General features: G+C 51.7%; 34 protein-coding genes and 1 tRNA gene. 25 read left to right on the top strand and 10 right to left on the bottom strand.

Annotation, left to right across the window (positions count from 1 at the left end; genetic code table 11):
* Positions 1-191 precede the first annotated feature (191 nt).
* The 5 genes from pheS to ACJJIN_RS09910 all read left to right on the top strand — a co-directional run bounded on the left by pheS (position 192) and on the right by ACJJIN_RS09910 (position 4685).
* The gene (pheS, locus tag ACJJIN_RS09930) at positions 192-1205 is read left to right on the top strand and encodes a phenylalanine--tRNA ligase subunit alpha (RefSeq protein WP_282932052.1); all 1014 of its coding nucleotides are present in this window, start codon (positions 192-194) and stop codon (positions 1203-1205) included.
* Positions 1206-1334: 129 nt separating this feature from the next.
* A complete protein-coding gene (pheT, locus tag ACJJIN_RS09925; protein ID WP_444897932.1) occupies positions 1335-3710 on the top strand; it encodes a phenylalanine--tRNA ligase subunit beta in 2376 nt (791 codons plus the stop codon).
* 129 nt (positions 3711-3839) lie between these two features.
* A complete protein-coding gene (gene ihfA / locus ACJJIN_RS09920; protein ID WP_226648095.1) occupies positions 3840-4145 on the top strand; it encodes an integration host factor subunit alpha in 306 nt (101 codons plus the stop codon).
* Positions 4126-4494 carry a MerR family transcriptional regulator gene (locus ACJJIN_RS09915; protein ID WP_108733836.1) on the top strand — a complete coding sequence of 123 codons (369 nt, stop codon included), beginning with the start codon at positions 4126-4128 and terminating at the stop codon, positions 4492-4494. The genes ihfA and ACJJIN_RS09915 overlap by 20 nt, the downstream gene beginning before the upstream one ends.
* 114 nt (positions 4495-4608) lie before the next feature.
* Positions 4609-4685 (top strand) — tRNA-Pro (locus tag ACJJIN_RS09910).
* A 99-nt stretch (positions 4686-4784) separates the two neighbouring features.
* On the opposite strand, the gene ACJJIN_RS09905 is transcribed toward ACJJIN_RS09910, so the two are convergent.
* The 10 genes from ACJJIN_RS09905 to ACJJIN_RS09860 all read right to left on the bottom strand — a co-directional run bounded on the left by ACJJIN_RS09905 (position 4785) and on the right by ACJJIN_RS09860 (position 11605).
* Positions 4785-6002, bottom strand: a complete 1218-nt coding sequence (locus ACJJIN_RS09905) for a site-specific integrase (protein WP_444897931.1) — start codon at positions 6000-6002, stop codon at positions 4785-4787.
* Between the two features lie 14 nt (positions 6003-6016).
* Positions 6017-6301 (bottom strand): hypothetical protein, encoded by a 285-nt coding sequence (locus ACJJIN_RS09900; protein ID WP_444897930.1) that lies wholly within the window; start codon positions 6299-6301, stop codon positions 6017-6019.
* An 8-nt stretch (positions 6302-6309) separates the two neighbouring features.
* Positions 6310-6951, bottom strand: coding sequence for a hypothetical protein (locus tag ACJJIN_RS09895; protein ID WP_444897929.1), 642 nt, complete (start codon positions 6949-6951; stop codon positions 6310-6312).
* Positions 6952-7188: 237 nt separating this feature from the next.
* Positions 7189-7419 carry a hypothetical protein gene (locus ACJJIN_RS09890; RefSeq protein ID WP_444897928.1) on the bottom strand — a complete coding sequence of 77 codons (231 nt, stop codon included), beginning with the start codon at positions 7417-7419 and terminating at the stop codon, positions 7189-7191.
* A gap of 406 nt (positions 7420-7825) precedes the next feature.
* Positions 7826-8344: a single-stranded DNA-binding protein gene (ssb, locus tag ACJJIN_RS09885; RefSeq protein WP_444897927.1), complete on the bottom strand. Its 519-nt coding sequence runs from the start codon at positions 8342-8344 to the stop codon at positions 7826-7828.
* Positions 8337-8624, bottom strand: coding sequence for a hypothetical protein (locus ACJJIN_RS09880; protein WP_444897926.1), 288 nt, complete (start codon positions 8622-8624; stop codon positions 8337-8339). Before ACJJIN_RS09880 ends, ssb begins: the two co-directional genes overlap by 8 nt.
* 53 nt (positions 8625-8677) lie before the next feature.
* Positions 8678-9181 (bottom strand): siphovirus Gp157 family protein, encoded by a 504-nt coding sequence (locus ACJJIN_RS09875; RefSeq protein WP_444897925.1) that lies wholly within the window; start codon positions 9179-9181, stop codon positions 8678-8680.
* Positions 9178-9918: a hypothetical protein gene (locus tag ACJJIN_RS09870; protein ID WP_444897924.1), complete on the bottom strand. Its 741-nt coding sequence runs from the start codon at positions 9916-9918 to the stop codon at positions 9178-9180. The genes ACJJIN_RS09875 and ACJJIN_RS09870 overlap by 4 nt, the downstream gene beginning before the upstream one ends.
* A 46-nt stretch (positions 9919-9964) precedes the next feature.
* Positions 9965-10669 (bottom strand): hypothetical protein, encoded by a 705-nt coding sequence (locus tag ACJJIN_RS09865; RefSeq protein WP_444897923.1) that lies wholly within the window; start codon positions 10667-10669, stop codon positions 9965-9967.
* Positions 10670-10870: 201 nt separating this feature from the next.
* Positions 10871-11605: a LexA family protein gene (locus ACJJIN_RS09860; RefSeq protein ID WP_444897922.1), complete on the bottom strand. Its 735-nt coding sequence runs from the start codon at positions 11603-11605 to the stop codon at positions 10871-10873.
* 83 nt (positions 11606-11688) lie between these two features.
* On the opposite strand from ACJJIN_RS09860, the gene ACJJIN_RS09855 reads away from it, so the two are divergent.
* The 20 genes from ACJJIN_RS09855 to ACJJIN_RS09760 all read left to right on the top strand — a co-directional run bounded on the left by ACJJIN_RS09855 (position 11689) and on the right by ACJJIN_RS09760 (position 25171).
* On the top strand, positions 11689-11961 hold the full coding sequence (locus tag ACJJIN_RS09855; RefSeq protein WP_444897921.1) for a helix-turn-helix domain-containing protein: 273 nt from the start codon (positions 11689-11691) through the stop codon (positions 11959-11961).
* A gap of 42 nt (positions 11962-12003) precedes the next feature.
* Positions 12004-12216: a hypothetical protein gene (locus ACJJIN_RS09850; protein WP_444893611.1), complete on the top strand. Its 213-nt coding sequence runs from the start codon at positions 12004-12006 to the stop codon at positions 12214-12216.
* Between the two features lie 63 nt (positions 12217-12279).
* Positions 12280-12486 (top strand): hypothetical protein, encoded by a 207-nt coding sequence (locus ACJJIN_RS09845; protein ID WP_444897920.1) that lies wholly within the window; start codon positions 12280-12282, stop codon positions 12484-12486.
* Complete coding sequence (locus tag ACJJIN_RS09840) at positions 12486-13214, top strand: helix-turn-helix domain-containing protein (protein ID WP_444897919.1); 729 nt, start codon at positions 12486-12488, stop codon at positions 13212-13214. Before ACJJIN_RS09845 ends, ACJJIN_RS09840 begins: the two co-directional genes overlap by 1 nt.
* A gap of 11 nt (positions 13215-13225) precedes the next feature.
* Positions 13226-13687: a hypothetical protein gene (locus ACJJIN_RS09835; protein ID WP_444897918.1), complete on the top strand. Its 462-nt coding sequence runs from the start codon at positions 13226-13228 to the stop codon at positions 13685-13687.
* A 124-nt stretch (positions 13688-13811) separates the two neighbouring features.
* A complete protein-coding gene (locus tag ACJJIN_RS09830) occupies positions 13812-14192 on the top strand; it encodes a hypothetical protein (protein WP_444897917.1) in 381 nt (126 codons plus the stop codon).
* A 112-nt stretch (positions 14193-14304) separates the two neighbouring features.
* On the top strand, positions 14305-15357 hold the full coding sequence (locus ACJJIN_RS09825; RefSeq protein WP_444897916.1) for a DNA cytosine methyltransferase: 1053 nt from the start codon (positions 14305-14307) through the stop codon (positions 15355-15357).
* Between the two features lie 5 nt (positions 15358-15362).
* Entirely contained in the window at positions 15363-15695 is a 333-nt protein-coding gene (locus ACJJIN_RS09820) for a hypothetical protein (protein ID WP_444897915.1), read from the top strand.
* A gap of 8 nt (positions 15696-15703) precedes the next feature.
* Positions 15704-16339, top strand: a complete 636-nt coding sequence (locus ACJJIN_RS09815) for a recombination protein NinG (RefSeq protein ID WP_444897914.1) — start codon at positions 15704-15706, stop codon at positions 16337-16339.
* Entirely contained in the window at positions 16336-17553 is a 1218-nt protein-coding gene (locus ACJJIN_RS09810) for a helix-turn-helix domain-containing protein (protein ID WP_444897913.1), read from the top strand. Before ACJJIN_RS09815 ends, ACJJIN_RS09810 begins: the two co-directional genes overlap by 4 nt.
* Before the next feature lie 11 nt (positions 17554-17564).
* Positions 17565-17930, top strand: a complete 366-nt coding sequence (locus ACJJIN_RS09805; protein ID WP_444897912.1) for a dATP/dGTP diphosphohydrolase domain-containing protein — start codon at positions 17565-17567, stop codon at positions 17928-17930.
* Positions 17931-18657: 727 nt separating this feature from the next.
* Positions 18658-19050 (top strand): DUF5675 family protein, encoded by a 393-nt coding sequence (locus tag ACJJIN_RS09800; RefSeq protein ID WP_444897911.1) that lies wholly within the window; start codon positions 18658-18660, stop codon positions 19048-19050.
* Complete coding sequence (locus tag ACJJIN_RS09795) at positions 19047-19415, top strand: 3TM-type holin (RefSeq protein ID WP_444897910.1); 369 nt, start codon at positions 19047-19049, stop codon at positions 19413-19415. The genes ACJJIN_RS09800 and ACJJIN_RS09795 overlap by 4 nt, the downstream gene beginning before the upstream one ends.
* Positions 19412-19675 (top strand): hypothetical protein, encoded by a 264-nt coding sequence (locus ACJJIN_RS09790; RefSeq protein ID WP_252472118.1) that lies wholly within the window; start codon positions 19412-19414, stop codon positions 19673-19675. Before ACJJIN_RS09795 ends, ACJJIN_RS09790 begins: the two co-directional genes overlap by 4 nt.
* 5 nt (positions 19676-19680) lie before the next feature.
* Positions 19681-19920 (top strand): hypothetical protein, encoded by a 240-nt coding sequence (locus ACJJIN_RS09785; protein ID WP_252468102.1) that lies wholly within the window; start codon positions 19681-19683, stop codon positions 19918-19920.
* Between the two features lie 2 nt (positions 19921-19922).
* Positions 19923-20423 carry a DNA-packaging protein gene (locus ACJJIN_RS09780; RefSeq protein ID WP_444897909.1) on the top strand — a complete coding sequence of 167 codons (501 nt, stop codon included), beginning with the start codon at positions 19923-19925 and terminating at the stop codon, positions 20421-20423.
* Complete coding sequence (locus tag ACJJIN_RS09775; protein WP_444897908.1) at positions 20420-21895, top strand: phage terminase large subunit; 1476 nt, start codon at positions 20420-20422, stop codon at positions 21893-21895. The genes ACJJIN_RS09780 and ACJJIN_RS09775 overlap by 4 nt, the downstream gene beginning before the upstream one ends.
* On the top strand, positions 21895-23931 hold the full coding sequence (locus ACJJIN_RS09770) for a portal protein (RefSeq protein WP_444897907.1): 2037 nt from the start codon (positions 21895-21897) through the stop codon (positions 23929-23931). The genes ACJJIN_RS09775 and ACJJIN_RS09770 overlap by 1 nt, the downstream gene beginning before the upstream one ends.
* A gap of 4 nt (positions 23932-23935) precedes the next feature.
* Complete coding sequence (locus tag ACJJIN_RS09765; RefSeq protein WP_444897906.1) at positions 23936-24181, top strand: hypothetical protein; 246 nt, start codon at positions 23936-23938, stop codon at positions 24179-24181.
* Positions 24182-24187: 6 nt separating this feature from the next.
* The gene (locus tag ACJJIN_RS09760) at positions 24188-25171 is read left to right on the top strand and encodes a hypothetical protein (RefSeq protein ID WP_444897905.1); all 984 of its coding nucleotides are present in this window, start codon (positions 24188-24190) and stop codon (positions 25169-25171) included.

Here is a 25171-nt window from a genome sequence, read left to right as displayed (position 1 = left end):
TGTCACTTCAGTTGTAAAACTGAATACTCAAAATAGGGAAGGGCTGTAGTGGCCCTTCCCTATTTTTTTATGGAGTTTCCGCTATTTTTTACCGGTGGCGGTGCCTGGGGAAATTCCCTCCGGTACAGAGAGTACCGGCCGAACAAAGCAGAAAAAATTAATCGAAGTTGGATTCAAACGGGAACAGTTCGATGCAAGATTTGCAGTCCCTCACCGAGCAGGCTATGGAGCTGGTGGAGAAGGCCGATGGCCTCGCCGCACTGGATCAGGTGCGTGTTGATTACCTGGGCAAAAAGGGCCAGCTGACGGCACTGCTGAAAGGCCTTGGCAAGTTGTCGGCTGAGGAGCGTCCGGCGGCGGGTGCCAAGATCAACGAAGCCAAGCAGCAGGTTCAGGAAAAAATTAACGCGCGCCGCACTATGCTGGAGCAGGCCGCCATCAATGCGAAGTTGGCCGAAGAGACCATAGATGTCACTCTGCCGGGGCGCGGCGAAGAGCAGGGCAATGCCCACCCCATTACGCGCACCTTAAAGCGAGTGGAAGAATTCTTTGCGAGCATTGGCTTCTCTGTTGAGAACGGCCCGGAAGTCGAACAGGACTACTACAACTTCGAAGCGTTGAATATTCCCGCGCACCACCCCGCGCGCGCGATGCACGACACCTTCTACGTGGACCCCACCACCGTACTGAGAACCCACACCTCCTCAGTGCAGATCCGCACTATGGAGAAAAAGTCTCCACCGCTGCGCATTATCTGCCCGGGCCGCGTATACCGCTGCGACTCCGATGTCACCCACTCGCCCATGTTCCACCAGGTAGAAGGCCTGGTAATCGGCGAGAACATCAGCTTCGCCCACCTGAAAGGCACCATCGACCAATTCCTGCGCGCCTTCTTCGAAGCGGAAGTACCGGTGCGTTTCCGTCCGTCTTACTTCCCGTTCACCGAGCCTTCCGCAGAAGCGGACATCCAGTGTACCGCCTGTTCCGGTGAAGGCTGCCGCGTATGTTCCGGCACCGGCTGGCTGGAAATTCTCGGCTGCGGCATGGTGCACCCGAACGTCTTCGCCGCCTGCGATATCGACAGCGAAAAATACTCCGGCTTTGCCTTCGGTATCGGTATCGAGCGCCTCGCCATGCTGCGCTACGGCGTCAACGACCTGCGCTTGTTCTTCGATAACGATCTGCGCTTCTTGAAACAGTTCTAAGCCAAGTGACAGCGCGAATGGCAATGGCCCTTCGCAACAGCAGTCGAATTGTGGAGGCCTGGGAGGCGAAATAGCCCCAGGCGAAATGCGCACCAAGTTGCGCTGACGGAATACAGAAAGAGATCAACTATGAAAATCAGCAACTCCTGGTTGCGGGAATGGGTAAACCCGGAACTCACCACGCAGGAACTGGCCGATCAAATCACCATGGCCGGCCTGGAAGTGGACGGTATAGAAAAAGTTGCGGGCGATTTCTCCGGAGTGGTTGTCGGTGAGATTGTCGCCTGTGAACAGCACGCGGATGCGGACAAGCTGCGTGTGTGTAAAGTGGCAGGCCACCCCGACGGTGAAATGCAGGTTGTATGCGGTGCTCCCAATGCGCGCACCGGAATCAAAATTCCTTTTGCCCTGGTAGGCGCCAAGCTGCCGGGCGATTTTAAAATCAAGAAAGCCAAGCTCCGTGGTGTAGAGAGCTTCGGTATGCTCTGCGCACAGACCGAACTGGAACTGGGCGAAGACAATGACGGTATCTGGGAACTGCCAGAAGACGCACCCACCGGTACCGATCTGCGCGAATACTTGCAGCTGGACGACGAGACCATCGAAGTGGATCTCACCCCGAACCGTTCCGACTGCCTCGGAGTTGCCGGTATCGCTCGCGAAGTGGGCGTACTGAATCGCTGCGCCGTTCAGGGCCCGGAAGTTGCTCCGGTACCTCAGCAGATCGACGAGAGCATGCCCGTATCCTTGCTGGCCGAAGCCGCCTGCCCGCGCTACGTAGGTCGTGTTATTCGCAATATCGATATCAAAGCGGTAACGCCTCTGTGGATGCAAGAGCGCCTGCGTCGCAGCGGCCTGCGCAGTATCGATCCGGTAGTGGACGTTACCAACTACGTACTGCTGGAACTGGGCCAGCCCATGCACGCCTTCGACCTGGAGAAACTCTCCGGCGGCATCAAAGTGCGTATGGCGGAAGCCGGTGAAGAGCTGACCCTGCTGGACGGCCAGGAAGTCAAACTGAAAGAGGGCACCCTGGTAATTGCCGATGAGGAAAAACCTCTGGCGATGGCCGGCATTATGGGTGGCTTGGATTCCTCCGTGACCGCAGGCACCCAGCATATCTTCCTGGAAAGCGCCTTCTTCAGCCCGCTGGCCATTGCCGGCAAGGCTCGCTCCTACGGCCTGCACACCGATTCTTCCCACCGTTTCGAGCGAGGCGTGGACTACCACTTGCAAGAGAAAGCAGTGGAGCGCGCTACCCAGCTGCTGCTGGATATCGCTGGCGGTGAACCCGGCCCGGTACATGTGCGCGAGCTGACTGAAATTATGCCCGCCGAGCGCCACATCACCCTGCGCCGTGCCAAGGTCGAGTTAGGCCTGGGCATCAAGCTGGCCGATGACGAAATCGTCGATATCCTCACCCGCCTGGGCCTGGAAAAAATCGACCAGAACGACGAAGGCTGGACCTTCCTCGCCCCCAGCTTCCGTTTCGATATCGCCATCGAAGCAGATCTGCTGGAAGAGCTGGCCCGTGTATACGGCTATAACCGTATTCCCAGCGAAAGCTTTACCGCCGAGTTGGAAATTGCCCCGCACCCGGAGAGCACTATTGCCCAGGACAACCTGGAGCAAACCCTGCTGAGCCGTGGCTACTACGAAGCGATTACCTTCAGCTTTATCGATAGCGACAGCGCCGCGCTGTTTGATCCGAAAGCCGATCCGGTGGCCCTGCAAAACCCGATCAGCGCTGAGCTGGCGGTTATGCGCACCACCTTATTGCCGGGCCTGTGCAAAGCGTTGCAGTACAACCTGAATCGCCAGCAAAACCGCGTGCGCCTGTTTGAAACCGGCCTGCGCTTTGTACCGGGTGCAGAATTGCACCAGGAGCAAATGATTGCCGGGCTTGCCTACGGCAGCCGTTACGCAGAAAACTGGACTGGCAGCAAAGACGCAGTGGACTTCTTCGACGTGAAAGCCGATGTAGAAGCCCTGTTGGCTCGCACCGGTGTTGCCGCTGAGTTCCGCTTTGTCGCTGGCCAGCACCCCGCGTTGCACCCCGGCCAAACTGCCAAGATTATGCGCGGCGACCGCGAAGTAGGGGTTATCGGAGCCCTGCACCCACAGTTGCAGAAGAAGTTGGACCTGTCCAAGCCCGCGTTCGTATTTGAACTGAGCCTGGAAGCGATCGGCGAGGGCAAAACCCCCGCTTTCCGTCCGCTGTCCAAATTCCCGGAAGTGCGCCGCGATCTGGCCCTGCTGATTGATGCAGAGGTTCCTGCCGCCAGCCTGGTGGAAACTGCTGTCGAAGTTGCAGGTGAAACCTTGACGGACCTCAAGATATTTGATGTCTACCAGGGCAAAGGTATTGATTTAAATAGAAAAAGTGTCGCTTTGGGGTTGACGTTTCAGCATTCGTCACGCACCCTTAATGACGACGAAATCAATGCCGCTGTAGATGCGGTGGTCGGAAAACTAGAAGAAAAATATAACGCTAGTCTGCGCTAGTAGAGCATGATGCTCTCGGGTGCAGGCTGAATTGCACCCCGAGAGCGTCTGCTACCGGGTTGAAAGCCGCCGCGGTTTGGGCCGCTTCCGATCTGGAGTCGACGCCTCTGAATCAATTGGTAGGATCCAATGACAGAGGCACTGACCAAGGCCGGGCTCGCCGAGAAACTGTACGAAGAGCTGGGCTTTAACAAGCGCGAAGCGAAAGAGATCGTCGAATATTTCTTCGAGGAGATCCGCAATGCGTTGGAAACCAACGAGCAGGTCAAGCTCTCGGGCTTTGGCAATTTCGACCTGCGCGATAAAAGCCAGCGTCCCGGTCGCAACCCCAAGACCGGCGAAGAAATCCCTATCTCGGCCCGCAGAGTAGTTACCTTCAAACCTGGGCAAAAACTCAAGACACGAGTAGAAGAGCATGCTGGAACCGAGCAATAACGCTCAGCTACCTGCAATCCCCGGTAAGCGATATTTCACCATTGGTGAAGTGAGCGAACTATGCGCCGTTAAACCCCATGTCCTGCGTTATTGGGAGCAGGAATTCCCCCAGCTGAAACCCGTCAAGCGTCGCGGCAACCGCCGTTACTACCAGCACCAAGATGTCATCATGATCCGCCAGATCCGTGCGCTTCTGTACGAAGAGGGCTATACCATTGGTGGAGCCCGCCAGCAGATCGAAACTGGCAGCGAGAGGGCAGAGGTGGTACAGCTTCAACAAGTACTGCCCGAAGTGATCGCAGAACTAAAGGACGTGGTGGCCCTGCTGGAGGGGAAAAATAATTTATAAAAAACTGTAAACCTGGGCTTGCAATCCAGCCGCACTCAGGTATGATTCACGCCACATCGAGACACGATGTCTTTAAAAATCAATCACTTAGCGAAGTGAGCGATTTTTCAAAATCGGAGCGTAGCGCAGCCTGGTAGCGCACCACACTGGGGGTGTGGTGGTCGTCGGTTCAAATCCGGCCGCTCCGACCATCTTTCTTCATATCTCATGCGGCTTTCAGCCAATTTTCGAGATTGAGCGTACAAAAACCAATTCTCAAGCGTACAAAAACCCCGTACAAAAACTCTCAATCACTTCCGCATCAGTAATTTCGGGTCGATGCTGATACCCACTTCTTTGTATTCTCGCTCATGCCCTCCGAGATAAAACTTCTCAGTAATTTCCGCATCCGTATGGGCGCATATTTCTGCAATCTCTTCCGGGCTGTGACCGGATTTCTTGAGCAGGTGAGAGGCTAGGGCGCGCACCTCGTGAAATGTCGGCCTGGCACTGCTGGGTAAGTCCTGGCGAACCTCTGCGGCGTCTCGTGCGTCTTTAAATTGGTTTGATAGCCTTGCTGGCATCAATCTACACCAATGCTCATCTTGCTTCGCTCGGGGTTGTCTTTTCTTTGGTTGATATGAAACCGCAAAAGGGCATCGATAATTTTGCAGGGAGAGCTGTCGGGCTTGGTTAATTACTTGGCGTAATCCAGGGTGATGATTGTAAGACCAACGCAAATATGTAGCCCTTTCTTCGCCGCGTTGATTAATTGATTTCTCTACACCTTTATCAATCCCTGCATCGGTTACATGCTTGTCCAGCCTTAAGCTGCACACATCACCGCGGCGCATAGTTGTAAGCAGTGATAAATCCATAGCAATTTGCAGACCTGTATAACCCAGCTCGCCAGCTGCGTCGTGTATGCGCCAAAAATCTTGCAGGGTAAGCCGTTGACGTACTTTTTCCGGTCGTTGCCTTGGAATTAATTTAGGGGCTTCGTCACTGGTGTTAAATGGATTAAATGTAAGTTTTGGAACCGAGCCCTCCAGCATTAAATAATTAATAAAGCTGCGCAGGGCAGCACGGCTATTTCGTTGGGGATGATAATCTTGCGATTCCCACCAGTCGCGAACCATTGTCAGCGTTAGCTCATGCGGCATAGGGTTTTTAAGCTGTTCGCACATACGCTCAACATAGCGGCGCTTTTGGCTCCAGCGTGCAGCTGTGGCCTGTTTGGGGTGGTTTAGTTCCATCCAGGCAACCCAGTCGCTGTAGCGGTCCAGCAGGCTTCCTGCTCGCGCAGTCCAAACGGTATCCGTTGTTGCTGGCTGACGCTCATAGAGGTCGCGCTGTCGGTTGGCTTGTTTTGCCTGACGAATCGCTTCGGCTGTTGTGCCGTGGAATGTGAGACTAGAGCCATCTGGGCGTAAATAGCGCCAATAGTTTGCCCGCTTTTTGGGGTCGGTATAAAGGTTTTCTGGCAACTCCAGACCGTCTACATATCTAGGTTTTTTTGGTCTAGCCATTATTTTCTTCCGTGTTATCTGCGTGCGAGTAGCGGTGAGATTGGCTCTGCTTCTACCGCTGTCCGCTCTTTCGTGCGTATTGTGTAAGGGTCATGAAACCCATTTCGGTAAATATATAATCTATCGCCTAACCAGCGCCCAGCAACTTCACCAGTTGAAACCCACTTTATAACGGTCTCGCGTGCGGGCTGGGTTCCGGCAAAGCTCTCTCTAACCCAATCTTTCCAGTACATCAGTTGATTGATACTTTGGGGCGCCCTTTGCTGGCCGCCCTCAACAACTCCGGTTTGTGCTTTCATACCGTCACCTATGATATGGCTGAGTTGGATTCCGCAGGATTGCAATCAGGGCAGGGCTCCGAATATCCACATGGATGTTCTTGTGTTATTCCACCGATTTCACCACGCCCGCAGCATGTACTGCATGAGCCATTATTTATTTCATAAAGTGGGGTGAGGTCCGTTAAATGGCCATCATCGCGTGACATCGATTCAATGCTTGCAGTCTGCTCTGCTTCCTCTTTTGAGGGAAAATATCTATATGACGCTCTTCTGGTGCCGGTATCTCTCATGCGCCAGACAGCTAAGTTATATTCTGTGGGCCTGTTTCCAGTTGATTCAGTGGCCACCTGAAACTGCGAAAACATCCAATGCAGGAATTCATTAAATTCTGGGTCGTAGAAGGTGAACCCTTCGCTGGTTCCGGCTATTTCCGTGGCTTTTTGCTTCCACCGCTCCAGGAGGTTTTCAAATCTAACGGGGGCGACAGAGAGTTGAGCTTGTAATTCCTTGCACTTGCTCTCCCAAAGCTCTGCTCTTTGGTCTTCCCATCCTGAAACGGCCGCCCAGCCCTCGGGGTCTTCGTTTGAAAATGCAGGCTCTAGGGGTCTTGGCCCTATTTTTTCTATGATTTCCTGTTCCATTGCATATCCTTCGATATTGTCTTTCACCCGCAAAACCCGCACTGGGCGGGCTGGGGGAGTTATTTGGAGCTTGCAAATTTGTTGGTTCGCTTACTCAGATCAACTCTAGGGGCGTTACCCCTTCGTTATCATTTTCTTACCCTCGGTTGAGTTAAATTATTGATTAGTTAAATGGGCTAGGCCCTGCACCTACCCAGCCCCAATTAAAGGGCTCAGTAAGAGTTGAAATTAGTTCAGGCTGCAAACGGATAAATATCGACCCCTTCAACACTCAGCACATCGGGGGGGGGTAATTTCTTTTGCAGATGCAGTTCCTTTGTTTTGTCTTCTTAACTCAGCAACTACAGCACGCTGAATCATTTGGAATTTATCTGACTTAACCGCGACTCTTTCGGGTTTCCGGTTTTTTAAACCCTGGAATGCAGAAAGGAATTTTTTTACTTCTGCTACTACTGCTGTTGCCTGCTTATTGAGAGGTAGTTTTGAAATTTCCATGTGAACCCCGTTAGAGGCCCTGAACCAGCGGCCCAGATTGGTGTGATTATTTCCGAGCAGCTTCAACAGCCTCTTCCATGGTTGGGTGTCGCTCATACATTCGGCCCGTCCTGCTTCCTCGGAAGTGAAGGACTAGCCTTAGCAAGCCTGGGCCACTTGGTTCAATTGCAAATCTGATTGCTCGGTCATGAGCCATTACAACCGCGCGAGTAAGATGGTTGAAATCAAAGGTCGCGAGTCTATTGTGAGTAGGTTCATTTATCTCGATTCCGCTGCCGCAAGGCTTTACTTTGTTCCTTATATGGTGAGGGCCACCAAACAAGTCGCAGAGCATTTCAAAGCACTTCCATTGCCCACCCGACATCCATGAATAGTGCTTTCTCCAAAAGTCATCCATAGCTATCTCCTAAAAGGGAATGTCGTCATCAAAATTCTGGTTAAAATCATTCCTTCCACCCATGGAGTTAGGTGGCTGCTGTCTGTTTGGGTGTGCTCCCTGACCTTGCGCCGGTCTTTGTTGCGGTTGGTTTTGTGGGGCCATAGGGGAGGGCGGCTGAAATCCCTGGCCCTGCTGAGCGCCATTCTGCTGGCCATCAAGCATCTGCATTTCAGCTGCGACAATTTCTGTAGTGAAGCGGTCCTGGCCACTGTTTTTGTCTTGCCACTTCCGCGTGCGAAGTGAGCCCTCAACATAAATCTTCGCCCCTTTGCGAAGGTATTCTCCGGCTATTTCTGCAAGGCGATTGAAAAAGACTACGCGGTGCCATTCGGTGCGCTCTTGCTGTTGGCCGGTTTGCTTATCCTTCCAGCTTTCACTGGTGGCTAGGCTGACATTGGTTACCGCTCCACCGCTGGGCATATATTTGGTTTCCGGGTCGTTACCCAGATTGCCAATAAGAATTACTTTATTGACTCCTCTAGCCATTGTTTTGTTGCTCCAGTTTCTCGCCACAAAATGGGCAGTAGTTAATTGGTGTGCGGGTTGTTATCTGCAGCGGCGTGTCGGGGTATTGGCTGCTGCCACGTACTCTACGCGCTTGAGTGACTGCTCGCATAACAAGTCCGCCTTCGATACCGTCCACCAGAGGGAGAGGCTTACTTTCCCATTGGGTACGCACCGAGTAGCCAGTATGTTTTGCGTTGATTTGCTGCAATGCGACTGCGTGTAGCTCATCCAGTTGTTTATTTATGCATTCACAGGGCATTTTGGCTCTCTCCCTAAAAATGCGCCCCGTACCAGCGGCACAAGCCCCACGCGTCAACGTATTTGTAAAGCAGGTTTAGCTTCTGCTAGTCGCGCCCCTGGAATCTCCTGGCCTTTTTTCAGTGCGGCTAATATGGCTTTCTTGTCCGCTGTGAATGTGTTTTTCACAGTGACGAATTCACCGGGTAGGGCATCTTCATTCTCAATTTCAACCTTGGGGGCTGCCTTCTTGAGGGAGATGGTGAACACCGGACACTCAATTTTCTTGATGCCGCACTTTTGCATGTTCGAGCGGAGATACTCGGTGATTGATTTGCACCGGTTTTGCAGAGCTTTTTTCTTGGCTTGTAACCGCTTAATTTCATCGTCAAGCCCCTTCTCGAAGGGGATGAAGTTCTGGAGCAGATAGCCAATTTGAGTAGCTTTATCTTTAAATTCGAGTTCAATACCTTCCAGGGTGTCGGCAATATCTGCCGGGGTCATATCGTTGTCTTCGGCCAGTTGCTTTAGTTCGCGGGCTTGGTCGGTGATTTCATACAGTTTTAAGGCGGTCATCATGCAGCTCCTTGGAGTTGTTCCTTTTGCGCTTCGTAGGTTTGGGTGAGAGCGGTAATTCCTTTTTTGGCGACCTCTGCGAGGTGTGGCATATTTCCTTGCCGCTCAAGGTGTTTGATTGAGGTTTTGAAAATTCCGGCGGCCTCATGCAGACGGCGGGAACTTTTCAATGTTTTCAGGTGCTTCTGTACGTACTCGGTAAGCTCTTTGGTTTGCTTGTCTCGGGCGGAGTCTTTGTCTTCCGCTTTGTCGATCTGGCTTTCCAACTGGCGCTCTTGACGGTATTCGGGGTCATCCCATTCACCGCTGTAAATATCTGCGGAGAAGCCGAGGAATGAAAAGCACTTTTTCAAAGCATCAGAAAGTGATTTCTTGGCCGCCTCTTTATCTTCGATAAAACGCTTCTTGTTATCTGACCAGTAAATACGAGGCGTGTGACCGTAGTTCTCAACGTGGCCGCGCACCCCGTCTATCACGTACCAGAGGCGCAACCTGATGGTATGGGTAAGGTTGTGTCCAACTTCCTGACCTTCTGCAAACACTGGCGCACCTTTATCGTCACGCTCCTCGATAATTTCATAACCCCAACCAATTCCGATTGGTCCCCATAATTCAGTTGCTTTCTCAACCATGGCAATATGGTTGATGCTGGCAGTTTTGCGGCCTTCAAACGTTGACTCTTTTACAAAGCGAGCATCAGTTTTCTTTACTCGCTGCCAGATGCTTAGATTCTCAGACATTTTGCTCACTCCTGTGATTAGAGGGGGCTTGGTAATTTTGAGTGATTTAAGAACTTGGCAATTCAAGGTAACCAGCATCACGGGCAGCGTGCGCGAATCGCCAGAAATATTTTTCAGCAATAAATCTCACAGTTTCCATCGCTATGGAGTGATATTGGTAACCCGCCTCTGTGTGGTCGCCGCCGATGGCAATTTCAGCAATTTTTCCGTTTCCGGTTGAATCACAATCTTCAGCGTATTTTTCGAGAAACTTTCCAATGTGCTTATCAAGTAGATTCCGAGCTAGCACCGACTCATTGCTGAGTGCTCCCGTTTCACGGAATAGGTGCATCTCAAAGAAAAATACGGTGTTTTCAATTTCGTCTTGTGTGGGCTTTCGGCGGGAAAGTGGGTGGCCTTCGATGTGCCCTTCTTCTGCTGCGCGCGGTTCAAGCTCCTCGCGGTACTCCCTGGCCAGCTTTAATGCACAGCTCCGAGAGAATTTCTCGTTTGCGGTCGCGCACTGGAGGATGTCCTTTAACTGGAACTTGTCGAGTTCATCGAGAGCGATCTCAAGAAAGCGGCGGCGATACATGGCTTCAATGAGTGGGCGACCGTTATCACCAGAGAGAATGCACTCCAGGACGTATTCAACAATGCCAGCTTCAGTGCTCTCTACATCAGCTGCGGTTTCGTCCGGCAGAGAGTCTTCGTGATTCTCGTGGGCGTTGAGAGCGTCTTCGGCGGGGGCGGTTGAGCTGGTTCCTAACATGGGTATTCTCCCTGAAGTGATGACAAAATAATATCAGAGGTATTTTTAATGTAAATATCAAAGGTATTATTTTCGGCGCTTTGGTATTAATAGACGCCAGAGGTTCGCTTTGGTCTACTGGTATATGGAGGGGGGGGGAGAGGAGGGGGTTACCCCCTTGAGTTGAGGTTCTTGAGGGGGTTGTGTGCCTTAGGAAGCTAATTAGAGGTCGATTTCAACCTTCTTCGCTACGCCTACAATGCGGCAGTTCCCGTTAATCGGGATTGGCGCATAATTTGGATTGAGCGGCTTTAGATATTTGTTGGGGCCGTCAATTACCAACTTCTTAATCGTGGCTTCCTGCACGTCTACCAGCTTTGCAACTACGATTGACCCGTTGGTATATTCTGCATCGGGATCGACAATGACCACGGCCCCATCTGGGATGCTAATGCCGGTTGGAGATGTCATAGAGTCGCCCTCTACACGAAGAGCGAAGGCGTTTGATCCTACCCTGGCAGTTGTTTCTCGCCACTCATCGGCTTCACCTGGTTGGAAATTATCGACTATCTCTGCCCATGCCCCAGCCTGTACGGATGAAATCAAAGGTACTCTCGCACGAATTTGTGGGGTTGCTTCTGAGATGTTCTGGTAGCCTGCCGGGATAGGCTCATGTAATTCTGCACGTTCAGACTCCTTGTTAAACGTTATTGATATAGCTGGATCTATGCTGCTGGGTTGTACACCGAGGAGTTTGGCAAACTTGATGATGGTGTCAGTGTTTAGAGCAATGCGGCCATTTAAGTAATGTCCGACGGCTCCCTGGGTGATACCCATGATATCGCCAGCTTTATCTTGATTCAGCCCCAGCCCACCCTTTTTCGCAAGCCATATGCGCTTCAGGTTCTCGGCTAGCCGCCTTTCTTTGTCAGTGATATTGCGTTTCGGTTTATTCATCAGCCGAGGTTAATAGTGCCAGTACCTAAAAACAAATACCTGAGGTATTGACTGATATTAATATCAGGGGTATTAATAAGCATATGAACACAATCAAACGAGCGGTTAAAAGTGTAGGTACGCAAGGGCGCCTGGCACAGCTCTTGGGAGTTACCCAGGGAATGGTTTCGGCTTGGGCAACTGGTCGCAAGGAAATTGCTCCACACAGGTGCTCACAAATTGAGCGGGTGACCTTTGGAGCTGTAACACGAGAGGAACTACGCCCGGACATTTTTGGAGACCCGATATATCAGAGTGCAGGTTTTGAGCCTGCGGGGAAGGTGAGGCAAAACCATGAAGCGGAGATAGAGCAATAGAAAATAACTAACCAGAAGGATGAATGATTAACGGAGGCAAGGATGAGGTCAGGATTGGAATGTAAATCAAATTTAAGAACGAGCAAAAAGACTCGCAATCGAATCGATGCTTTATCTGACCGGTTTGGTATTCCAAGGGAGCAACTGCTCAGAATTATTTTAGAGGCTTCGCTTCCCATTTTCGAAGCAGAGACTCCTGAAGATATCAAGAAAGCCCAAGCGGCTCAGCGCATCTTGACCATGCTGCGCGTATAAGAATTTCGACGGTTCCGGATTTAACCCAGAGCAGTAAATACAAGTCATAACTGGGGCAACACTATGCAAGACGATATTAAAGCGGCTATGGCTGGACTTTCTGAGTCTGAGCGAGACCGCTGGGCTTTTTGCGCCCGCAGGAATAAAAATAACACGGCATTACAGCAGGCTGAAAAAGCCGTCGATTTAGTAACTGAGGAAATGTGCAATTTTTTAGGGCTCGATGAGACTCTCATCGACTCCAATCAAGTGCAGGAAGGGGGTGTGTAGTGAGCGCAGAGGCTACCTTCTGGGCATGGCAACAGGGTGTGAAGTCAACACACAAGCTGGTGCTCCTGTCGCTTGCTAATTGCCACAACGAGGCAAGTGGGCAATGTAATCCCTCGATTGCTTACATTGCTCAGGCAACAGGCCTCAATCGGAAAACTGTCATCACAGCTATGGAGCGGCTGGAAGAATCAAGTCTGATAATCCGTGTCAAGTCTAGCGGGTCTAGCAATCATTTCAATTTGAATTTTGGCCAAATCACCAGTACCAAAAACGGTACTAGTCCCAAAAACGGACCAGGCCCAAAAACGGACACAACCAGTACCAAAAACGGGACTGGACCAGTCCCAAAAACGGACCACGAATCTAAAAAGAAACTAAAAGAACCTAAAAATATTAATAAGGGATTGGATTTTTCATCTTGGCCAACTGAGCCAAGTGTAGAAATTCTTCATGACTGGAAAAAAGTTCGGAAAGCCCCGCTAACTCAAACCGCTGTAAACAACATTGCCAATCAGCTCCATCAAGCCAATCAGCATGGCTACAGCGTTGACCACTGCCTCGCCATTTGCTGTGAGCGGGGGTGGAGAGGATTCCAGTTCCAGTGGCTGCTTAACCACGAAAACCAGGGGCAGCAAGGGCAGAACACTCTCAAATTCAAAACCGCAGCAGAGAAACGTTCAGAACGTGCAGCGGCAACCTACGACTACGAACGCGCAACGCATTTCTAGGGGGAAGCACAGTGAAAAATATCTCCACCATCCTCAGTCAACCGCCAGAGCTGAAGCGCCCAATGGGCTCAGATGAATTGAGCCGAGAACAGCGGGATAGCGTGGCTTATTTTTTCCTGCGTCTCTCCCTACTGAATCGCGAGCAGTACGACCGGCAGTTCCCCGATGAGAAAACCGAGGCCCTTGCCAAGCGTGAATACGCCGCGCACCTGAAGGATTTCACCCGGGAGCAAATCGATGCCGGCATGGCCACCTACCACGAAAACCGCCAAGCCGGAGTGGAAGGGTTTCAGTTTCTGGATGCTGACCGGGCAATCGGCCTGATTCGAAACGGTGGAGTAGGAGAGGGTAATCCTGCTCGCATTCACAGGCTGTTCGAACCCTTAGCCTTGCCAGATAAAAACGCCCAGGACCGAGCCCGCAAGAGCGGTGAAAGCGAACTGGCAAAGATGCGGGGAATGTTCGACCTATGAGCGAAGAACACATCGAGGTTTTAGAGGGGGAGTACATACCCCGAGAAGAGTCCACCAGACAGCCAACACTGGCGGAAGAGCTTGAAGACACCAGCTGGTAATTAACAGCAGAGAGGGAATTCGAATGGCAATTACAGCAGCGGCAGTAACAGATCACCTGGGAAAGAACATTTCCATGGCCACCTTTCTTGGCGAGCGACAGGTTTCGAATATTGATTTTTTCTCCGATGTTGTGCGGGGTAAGTACGGAGAGTGGAAATACTACAGCCACGGTAAGTTGGGGCACTTCACTAAAAGCTTGCCGAGTTCTGCCGATAACCTGCTGTTTTATCTTCAGGATGGGTTAGGGGTGAGCTTGTGGGCGCAAGTCAAATTCTTTCGCTCCGGCTATACAACCTGGGCTGTTGAAGTGGGTGGCAAAGTCTATGCAAGTCGTGCCGGTAAGTTATTCGATATTTCCGAGGCGGAAGCTGAACTGATTCTCTCCTCTGAGATTTCAGAATGAATAGTGAAGAGCCAGCCCCAACAAAAACGGTTTTATGCCTGGAGTTGTTTTTTTGGGTTGTGGTGGTTGGTTCAAATGTTTGGTTTTTGATTGGGTTGGAGTAGGGGGAGTCATGGCAGCTTATTACAACGAAATAGACCCGTTTGCTGCCCAGTGGTTGAGGGAATTAATTTCAGCCGGACACATAGCACCGGGCGAAGTGGATGAAAGGAGTATTGAAGATGTTCGAGCAGATGAGCTTATTGGATTTACCCAATGTCATTTCTTCGCCGGAGTTGGAGTCTGGAGTTACGCACTCAGAAAAGCCGGTTGGCCGGATGACAAACCAGCTTGGACCGGAAGCTGCCCATGCCAATCTTTCAGCCAGGCAGGCAAAGGAAAGGGGTTTGCTGATGAGCGGCATCTGTGGCCCGCGTGGTTCCATCTCATCGAGCAGTGTCGACCTGGAACAATCTTTGGCGAACAGTCTTCAAGTAAAGCTGCTCTCGCTTGGCTCGACCTTGTACAAGCTGACCTGGAAGGAGCGAACTACACCAGCGGAGCGCTCGATTTGTGCGCTGCGGGCGTCGGTTCCCCGAACATCAGGCAGCGACTCTACTTTGTTGCAGAAAGCCGGCTGGCCGACCCCGACATGCCCTGCACCTCACGACACAGAGAACACGGCAGGAAGAGCCAGGCCCCGCAAGGGGTATGGAATAGATTTGCCAATAGCTGCGAGTTTATCGGGCTGGCCAACACCTCTAGCTTCAGATGCAAACAAGCAGGGGCGAGTCAGTCCTCGTCCTGGAGCAATGGCATTGCCAGAAACGACGGCTCTATTAAGGGGTTTATCAGTGACGTTAGCCGGTTGGGGCACACCAACTGCGAGCACTCCAGGAGGCACACCGGAAAGAGCTCTGGAGAGGAAAAAAGGAACATCGGCGGGACAGTCTGTAACAGCTCTTGCGCACCAAGTGCAGCTGATGTCCCCGGTCCGACTAACGGCTTCTGGAGAAATGCTGACTGGCTCGGATGCAGAGATGGAAAGTTCCGGCCAGTTGAATCCGGAACATTCCCGTTGGCTGATGGGGCTCCCGCCCGAGTGGGACGATTGCGCGGTTATGGCAATGCAGTCAATGCGGAGCTAGCCGCTGCATTTATCAGTGCTTACAAGGAGGTTCGGTAATTCCTATGGACCAGCAAGAGAAGACTTTTGAGGAGTTACGTCAAAAGACGGCCCAGTATGCGCAAGCAGAGGCTGAACGGGTTTACCTAGCCGAATTCCGCAAGTCCAAAAAGGCTCTACTGATGAAGGATGCAGAGCGCGCAAAGCCCGGTCTCTCTGCCGCGGCCCAAGAACGCGAAGCATACGCCCACCCCGAATATGTTGAGCTGCTGGAGGGCCTGAGATACGCAACTGAAGTCGCGCTGAAGCTGCGCATGGGGATAAAGGTCACGGAAACAAAAATTGAAGTCTGGCGCACCAAGCAGGCGAACGTCAGAGCAGAAATGAATTTGCGGTAGGAGGGCCAATGGTTACCAAGTATCGCAAGTGTAAAGTGTGCAAAACCCGCTGTAATGTACTGCATGGCATAGTTAACGGGTTAGATTTCGTCTGTTGTGTTGACCACCTTGTTGATTTGGGATTTCAGCGAGTAGAGAAGCAAAAGAGGCTTGAAGCCAAAAAATTCAAAGCTGAAACCAGAGCGCGCAAAAGGGCATTGAAAACTGATTCTCAAATCATGGATGAGGCCCAACGCTCAATAAATGCCTATGTGCGCGAGAGGGATAGAGGCAAGGCTTGCCCCTCCTGCAATCGCCCGGAGCATGAAATAGAAGTGGAGCAGGGTTGGAAAGTTGGCGGGGCCTGGGACGCTGGCCACTTCCGCTCAAGGGGTGCAGCTGGCCACCTGAGATTCAACATTTGGAATATTCACCGGCAGTGCAAAAGCTGCAACGCAGGTTCTGCCAAATATGCCCACAAAGCGGAGACCGTAGCCGTGCAATACGAACTTAATCTGAGGGAGAGAATAGGTAATCGCCGAGTTGACTGGCTAAAAAATAATAACGGAATCCGGAGATTCAACCGGGAGTATTGTGAAAGGATTAAGCGGATATTCAATAGAAAAAGACGGTTATTACAAAAGCGGAGGGAGTGCATAGCATGAGCCTTTTGAAATTCGCCAAGACTGAGGCAGAGAAACGGAAGTGCCGAGCGTTTGAGGAGTGCGGCAGTGTTAATGCTGCCGCGCGTAAACTGGGAATTAAACACCCCTCAGTTTCTCGCACAATAAGCGATTTAAAAGAGCGACAGGCCCTGAAAGATGGCTCCCAGCACCTGGACCCGGAGGCAGTGCCTGAAGGATTCGAAATCAAAGGCGTCAGCGCATACTTCGCCAAAACTGAGCAGCACCCGGCATTCTGGTTGAAGACCCAGCGGAGTCTCCAGCAGCAGCGGTTATTGATTGAAGAGTTCACCCGCGAGTTTATCGAAGACCTGCCGCCCGTAGAGACTCCCATAGAGCCTCAAGGTGATTTAGATACAGACACCATCCCCTGGATACAGATTGGAGATGGTCATTTAGGAATGTTGGCCCATGAGCGAGAAGTGGGCCATAACTTTGACCTGAAGATAGCAGAGCGTGAGTTAGTCACTGCCATTGAAATCTTGATAGACCGCGCACCGAACTGCGAGCGCTGTGTTATTCAAGACTTAGGGGATATGACCCATTACGAGACCTTCAGCGCTAAAACGGAATCGTCAGGGCATGACCTGGATTTTGATAGCCGCTACCCCCGTATGATTCACACCTATGCACGAGTGATGCGCAGCATAGTTGAAAAGGCCCTCAGCAAATTCAAATACGTGGATGTGATAGTCAACCAGGGCAACCACAGTCGAAGCAATGACGTGTGGATGCGGGTTTTTCTCAAGCATGTCTACCACCACACAGACCGCTTACAGGTTCTGGATAATGCCTCGGTTTTCATTCCCTACCGCATGGGCAATACCTTTGTGATGTGCCACCACAGTGACAAGTGCAAGCCGGCACAGCTCGCTCAGGTAATGGCCACAGACTTCAACCAGGATTGGGGCGAGGCCAACTATCGCTATATCGATATAGGCCACATCCACCATCGCATGGTTGCAAAGGAGCACCCCGGGGTAACCATAGAAAGCTGGAACCAGCTGGCCCCGGCTGACAAATATGCCCATGACGGCGGATGGCGCAGCCGCTCTTGCCTCACTGTTGTACTCAGGTCGAAAACCTACGGGGAAAAAGGGCGAATCACTTTAACTGCCGAAGAGGTGAAGGACCGTATTGATAGTTTAGAGCCCGGCACTACCAGCGCCCGGCGTCGTGAAGTTTATACAGTGTGAGGAGAGCAATCATGACTGAAGCGATGGAGCGTGACCCGAACGGCAAAGACCAACATGAACCTGGGGCGAAATGCGACGAGGGGAAAATCATGGCCGGGGTTCTTGATGATTTCTCCCTGGCATTGATGGCGGTTGCCGAAGTTGGAACATTCGGGGCAAATAAATATACCCGAGGTGGCTGGCAGCAAGTGCCCAATGGCAGGCAGCGTTATCGCGATGCGTTGTGGCGTCACCACCTAAAAGAGCGACACGAAACAAAAGACCCTGAAACGGGGCTGTTACACAAGGCTCATAAAGCCTGGAATGCTCTGGCTGAATTGGAGCTGGAACTGAGGGCACAGCAGGGAATAATGGGGCGGGTAGCATGGCAGAAATAGCAATACGCGACTTATTGTGGGAGTGGTCCCGAGCTTACCCAGAAAGGGCAGGGGACTCAGTATCCTGGCCCCGTATGTCTGCATTCAGCCGGAAGATGGTATCAGGGAATAGAGAGAGTCCCGAGCCGATAAATGAAAAGCGTGCAGAGCTTACTGATGCGGCCGTGCTTGCATATCTGAATGCAGTGAGCCGACGCAGGGACCAAGCAAATGCAGAGATTGAGAGGTTGGTATTTTGGTTGAGGTATTACCACCGATGGGAATTGCAGGACGTGGCCAGAACAATTAGGAAGTCTAAGGCCAGCACTAAGACGCTTTGCAGAATGATTGAAAGCACAATCGAAATGGCATGTTTACTTAGAGCGAGGGCAGCATGAAAGGTATATCAACATTTAATGCAGATTATTTAGTTAAGGAATACAACTGCAAAACTAAGGTAGAGGGGAGGTGGGTCATGGCTCGACCTATAGGCGCGACCAGTCTGCGGGTCAGATTAAAAAGCGCCTGGCAGGTCTTCACCGGCAAGGCGGACGTTCTTCTATGGGTAAAGCAATAGCTGGCGTTATATACAACTGTGTTTTAATACAGTGCTTGCTTGACGGCTAGCCGTGAAATAGATAATATAAGGTAAGCTGTCGAGTTGTATGTGCGACAGTGGATCATCCTTCTTAACCGGCCCCCAAGCCGGTTTTTTTATGCCTGAAATTTGAGACTCCCCGAGAAAATCATGCTCACATTAACGCGATTTGCTTATGGCTCAGAAGCAACTCTGGGCCGGCTACGTGTCGGTGATCGTACTTTCTATACCGTAGAGCGCCCATGGCTAGGTAATAAGCCATTCGAGAGCTGTATACCGGAGGGGGTTTATCTGTGTGATTCGTACAGCTCTGCCAAATACCCCAATGTATGGGAGCTACAAGAAGTTCCAGGCCGCTCAAAAATCCTGATTCATACAGCCAACTATGCCTCTGATGTTCAAGGTTGTATTGGTATTGGTTCAGCTCAGGCCCCTGGCGGTTGGTGGGTGATTCAATCGCGCAAAGCCATGCAGGAATTGCGGGACATGCTGCCGCCAGAGTTCGAATTAAACGTCACTCACTTCATACCGGAATACCCATGATTTCAGCCATATCAAATCTACTCGGCAAGGTCATAGACAAAGCATTCCCAGATAAGACGGAAGCCAACCGCCTAAAAGCTCAGGTTGATTCGCAGCTGATTTCAATGGACCTGGAAGAGCTAAAGGCGGCAACCCAGGTAATCACAGCAGAGGCATCAGGGGAGTCATGGCTACAGAGAAACTGGCGGCCAGTAACAATGCTCACTTTCGTAGGTTTGATCGTAATTCATTGGCTGGGGTGGACGGCCCCGAACCTAAGCGAGGACCAGACCCTCGCTCTACTGGAAATAGTAAAAATCGGCCTCGGTGGTTATGTCGTGGGGCGAAGCGCTGAGAAAGCAATGAAGGCTTGGAAGCAATCATGACCCAACAAACAGAGCATTGGCACCTCAGCAAAAGCATCTCTATCACTCAGATAGCCAGCATCATACTTTTAGCTGCTGGCTTATTTACCTGGGGCTCAGATGTAGAGAAACGGGTAGGTGAGAACGCACAAGCAATCAAACACGAATCAGCTATGCGCGCCCTAGAGCAAAAACACATAGCTGAATTCAAAGACGAAATCAGAACACGGCTCCAGCGTATTGATAGCAAGCTGGAGCGGTTAATAGAGAGGGGTGAGTAATAACGATGAGAAGTAGAAAGTCGCCAAAGGAAACTGAAAAGCAAGGTTTCCTCAAAACTCTCTTCAAGGGTAAGCCGGACCCATTTAAGCCGGGAACTCTGGTGAACATAGAGGCCCAACGCCTCAGGGTGATAGCTTCCGATAAGGATACTGTCACATTCAACGTGAACGGCGTTCCGACTGTATGGCAACGTCAGTGGCTAAACGATTATGACGATGGCCACATAAGCATCTTGGACAAGTAATCATGGCAGCACCTGAAGGCAACCAGTTTTGGAAGGCGCGGACCAAGCATGGCCGTGACAAGCTGTTCGCCAGCTCAGAAGCATTATGGGAAGCCTGCTGTGAGTACTTTGAGTGGGTAGAGCAAAATCCTCTATTCGAATCAAAGCTGTTTTCATATCAAGGCGCAATTAGTGAGGGTGTCATACCGAAGATGCGGGCTATGACCATATCCGGGCTTTGCTTGTTCCTAGATATAGACCGCTCAACCTGGACTGCCTGGAAGACTGACGAAGGTTTTTCCACAATCACTTCGCGAGTGGAAGAGGTTATCTATTCGCAGAAGTTCGCAGGCGCAGCAGCTGACTTATTGAACCCCAATATCATTGCCCGAGAGCTGGGATTGAAGGACGCCAACACTCACGAAGTATCAGGCCCCAGCGGTGGCCCCATAGAGCACTCCATGACTCTGGCTGAAGCCAACAATCTCCTCAAAGAAGCCGGCATTGACCCTGACACCATATGAACAAGCTGCAATTAGCGGCAGCAATCAGACTGGTAAGACAAGAGCGCGAATTCCTCCAGACGGTACCGCCCAGGCTTCGGGAAATATTCACCACTGACAAGCGGACAATCGTTTTAGTTGGTGGCCGAGGCTCAGCAAAGTCGTTTACTGCCGCAAAGTTAATAGCCAAACGAGTTGCACAAGGGCAGCGTTGGCTGTGTGCTCGCGAGTTCCAGAACAGTATTGACGACTCTGTTCACGCGCTGATGAAGGCACAAGTCGATGAGTTGGATTTACCAGGGCTCAGGTACGACGCAACCCGGGTATATGGCCCTGAGGCTGGTGGTGCTTTCTATCGTGGTTTGGCTCGCAACCTTGAAAGCCTGAAATCAACTTTCAATCTGAATGGTGTATGGGTAGAAGAGGCCCGCACCATGTCTCAGGCAAGTATCGACATACTCGGTCCAACGGTGAGGGAAGAGGGTTCACAGCTGCTGTTTACCCTCAACAGGGGCAGTAGTAACGACCCATTCAGCAAGCATTACCTGGCGCCCTACGAGAAGCACTTAGCTAGGGATAAACGCTACGAAGATGATGACATTCTCATCATCGATATTAATTACGACGACAACCCGTTTTTTCCTAATGTTCTGGAGAAGGATAGGCTCAGAGACAAAGAGAAGTTGCCCCGGGCCAAGTATGAGCATATTTGGCTGGGCGCTTATGAGGACTCAGTGGAAAACGCAATTATTGAGGCTGACTGGTTTGATGCCTGTGTCGATGCTCACAAGAAGCTTGGCTTTGGACCTGTTGGCCAGGAGCGGATTGCATACGACCCAGCAGACTCAGGCGATGCTAAAGCAGTGGCCTATATGCATGGCTCCATTCTGCTTGATGCACAGAACACTGAAGCGGGTGACCTGGATAGCGCAACCGATTGGGCACTGAGCTTTACCAATGACCACAAGCCTGACGCATTCCTCTGGGATGTGGTTGGTGTTGGTGCCGGTCTTAAGAAGCAGGTCACCGACGCCCTGGAAGGTAAGAAGATAGAGGTAGAAGGTTTTAACGGAGCTGCTACCCCGGTAGACCCGGATTCTATCTACAAGCCAGAAGACGGCGAAATCAAAGAGCCTAAAACCAACAGAGAAACATTCGCCAATCGCCGCGCTCAATTCTATTGGATGCTGCGAGACCGGATGTTCAAAACCTTCCTGGCAGTTGAGAAGGGTAAGTACATCAACCCTGATGAGCTGATAAGCATCAACTCTGAAATCAAAGAGCTTGCCCAGCTTCGCTCTGAGGTTTGCCGCTTGCCGCGCAAGTATGTGGCCGGGGGCAAAATCCAGCTGTACAGCAAGCAGGAAATGAAATCCAAATTCCAAATCGATTCACCCAACATGGCCGATGCGCTAATGATGTGCATGGCTGAGGTGACTGTTGATGATGATGACTTCGATTACTCCCGCTCTAACCCTGGAATCCGTTACTGATGGCAAAAAATAAAGGCGAAATTCTGAAGCTGGCTGAGCAGTGCATTCAGCTATCAGAAGGCGATGACGATTCCACTAATTCTGATGACCGTGCCCAGGCCTACAAATATTACTACGGCGAGCCGTTTGGCAACGAGCGTGAGGGGCGTTCCGATTATGTAAGCCGTGATGTATTCGACGCGGTGGAGGATGCAAAAGAGATACTGCTGGAGGTGTTCGGCTCTAACAGAGAGACCGTGAAGTTCACCCCGCAAGACCAGAATGATGTGCTGCAGGCAAAGCTGCGCACCAGTTACTGCAATCGCGTGTTTAATAAAAACAATTCCGGCTATTCCATCCTTCACGACTCAATCCAGGATGCACTGTTAGCCAAGAACTGCACAGCCAAGGTCTACTGGAATGAAGAGACCGAATATAAAACCGAGCAGGTGCAGGACATCACAGTTGAAGTTTACGAGCAGCTTGAAAGTTCTGAGGCTGATATTGTTGAGGTTGTGCAGGATGAAGCCAGCGGCCTGATTGATGCAGAGCTCAGGGTGCCCGTTGATGCTTCCAGGGTTGCCATAGAAATCATTGCACCTGAGCGCGTAATTCGAGACCCAAGCGCGACCGAGCCAGGCAAGGCCCGCTTCTGGGGTGAGAGGAGCGAGGTCACCCGCTCCGAATTGGTCGAAATGGGCTTTGACCCCGGGGAAGTTGCGGGGCTGACAGCTGATGGTGACTCGCAGGATGAAATGGAAGAGCAGGCTCGGGAGGGTGTAACGACGGGCGGTGACCTTCTTGGCGAGTCCTCACAGGAAACCCTGGAGCTGTGCGAGCTGTTCATTTGGTGGGACGACGAAGGCAAGGGGATTGCGCAGCTGCATCAGGTGTTCAAGGTGGGTAATACCATCCTTGAGGTTGAGAAAGTACAGCGCATGCCGTATTTCAGCTGGGCGGCACTTCGGATAGCTCATCGATATGACGGCCTATCCATGTACGACATTATTGGTGACATTCAAAAGCTCAAAGCGACCATCAAACGGCAGATAGTAGACAACCTGCTGATTTCCAATAATCAATCTCGTGTTGCCCGGCAGGGCGCCTTTGTTAATCCTGCTGACTGGATTGATAACCCTGTTGGTGCAACTCATTGGCTCAGCAAGACTGCAGCGGGACCGATAACTGACCATGTGATGGCAACTCCAGCCCCGCAGCTAACACCACTCACAATGCCCGCCCTGGAGATGCTGAACCAGGACAAAGAGCACCGGGCCGGCGTGTCTCGTTTAACCTCTGGGCTCAATCAGGACGTGATCAGCAACCAAAACGCTGATGACATGATAAACCGCATGACTAGCGCAGCAATGCGGCGAATGATGGGCATGGCCAGGCGGTATGCCGAGCTCTTCTTGATTCCAATATTCCAAGAGATTTACACCTTAGCTCTCGAGCACGACCAGGAAGGATTGCTAGCTGAAGTTGATGGCGAATGGCAGCAGCTCAACCCACAGGAAATGGGTGAGGGCGTTGATATGGAGGTGACCACAGCCCTGACTCCAGATGATGCCGAGATGAGAGCGCGCACGCTGATGGTGCTGCATAACTCGCTGGCTCAAGGTGCGCAGATGGACCCCTCATTGCAGGCCATCTACTCACCACAGAATAAATACTCCGTACTGCGCGAGATATTCAAACTGTCTGGCCAGCCTTCGCCGGAATTCCTGACGGATCCAAACAGTACCCCTGCACAGTTGCAGCAACAGCTAATGCAGGCCCAGCAGCAGCTGCAGCAGATGACCATGCAAAACCAGCAACTCCAGGCGGTACTGCAGCAGTTCAATCAGCAAGAGCTTGGCATCAAGGCCCAGGACGCAGAGACACGGAAGGTGAAAGCCTTGGGTGACCTGGACCTCAAGCACCAGAAGCAAATGACAGACGCCTCGCTGGGTGACCGCAAGCAATCCTTGGCTGAAGACGCTGAAGCCCATGACCAAACTATCGACGAGCTGGAACTCGCCCTTGAGCGCCGGCAGGACCGCAACGTAAGCATTTAATCCCATGAAAAAACTACTCAAGCGGGTTGCCAATACCTGCCTGCCAGCCCGTGCGCGCTCAGTACATGCCAAACAACTCTGGGATGACCCAGCATTTAAACAAGCGGTTAAGGATGCAATCGCAGATATTCAGGGTGAATGGCTCCACTGTGAAAACCCACAGCAGCGAGAAGAGTTGCACCGCCAGTCACGCGCACTGCATCGCGTCACCGAAAAATTAAACAGCTACTACCAACCAACAGAGGAATAACCGGCTATGTCGGACTCCGATAATTCTGCAATCGACGAAGCAATCTCTGGGGTATTAGGTGAGATGGAGGACTCGCAAGAGCAACCAGAAACCGAAAACCCGGAAGTAACCGAAACTGACCTCGACACTGAAACCGAAGAGGAGGCTGAGGCGGAGGACTCCGAAGAGGAGCAACCAGAAGCCGATGAGGAATCGGAGGAAGACGGCGAGGAAGGCACCGAAGAAGCGGAATCTACTGAAGAGCCTGCTTTTGATGTAGACGGTGAGAAAGTGTCGCTGACCCAGGTGAAGGCCTGGCGCGATGCTGAGAAGAACTTTCAGGCCGGTTACACCAAGAAATACCAGAAGTTGGCGGACACCCAAAAGCAAGCTGACCAGAAGTATCAGCAGCTTGACCAGGGTTTACAGTTCCTCGAAAACCAGCTGAAAGGTCCACTGGCACAGTTCGACGGCGTTAACTGGCAAGAGCTACAAGCCAATGACCCGGCGAAGTATCAGCAGCTGCACGGGCAATACAAGGTCGCTCTGCAGGGATTCCAGCAGGTTGAGGAAGCCCGCAAGAAACTGAAAGGGCAGGCTGAGGAGCAGCGTAAGGCGGACCACCAGCGCAAAGCCAAGGAGGCAGTTGAAACCCTGCAGGAGATGCACTCTGACTGGAGCAATGAGCTGTACCACTCAGTGCTGAAGTATGCAGTCGAGAAGGGTGTGCCCCAGGATGAAATTGCAAATGAGACCCGCCCTTGGGTGATTTCCGCATTACTCAACCAGATGCGGGCTGAGAAGGCCCAAGTCAAACCCAAACCTAAACCCCAAACAGTGAAGCGCACGATTAAGCAGAAGGCGGCAGGCAAGCCCCGTACAGCTGCACAGAAGCGCGCGGACGCAATAAAGCGGGACCGCACGCTTGCTGCAAAAGGTGACCGAGCCGCTCAAAGCCGCCTAACAGCTCACACTGTAAATAGTGAAATCGACCGTCTTTTAGGAAACTAG

The sequence above is a fragment of the Microbulbifer maximicatervae (SeqCode) genome (assembly GCF_052467505.1).
This window is presented reverse-complemented; position numbering and strand designations above follow the sequence as displayed.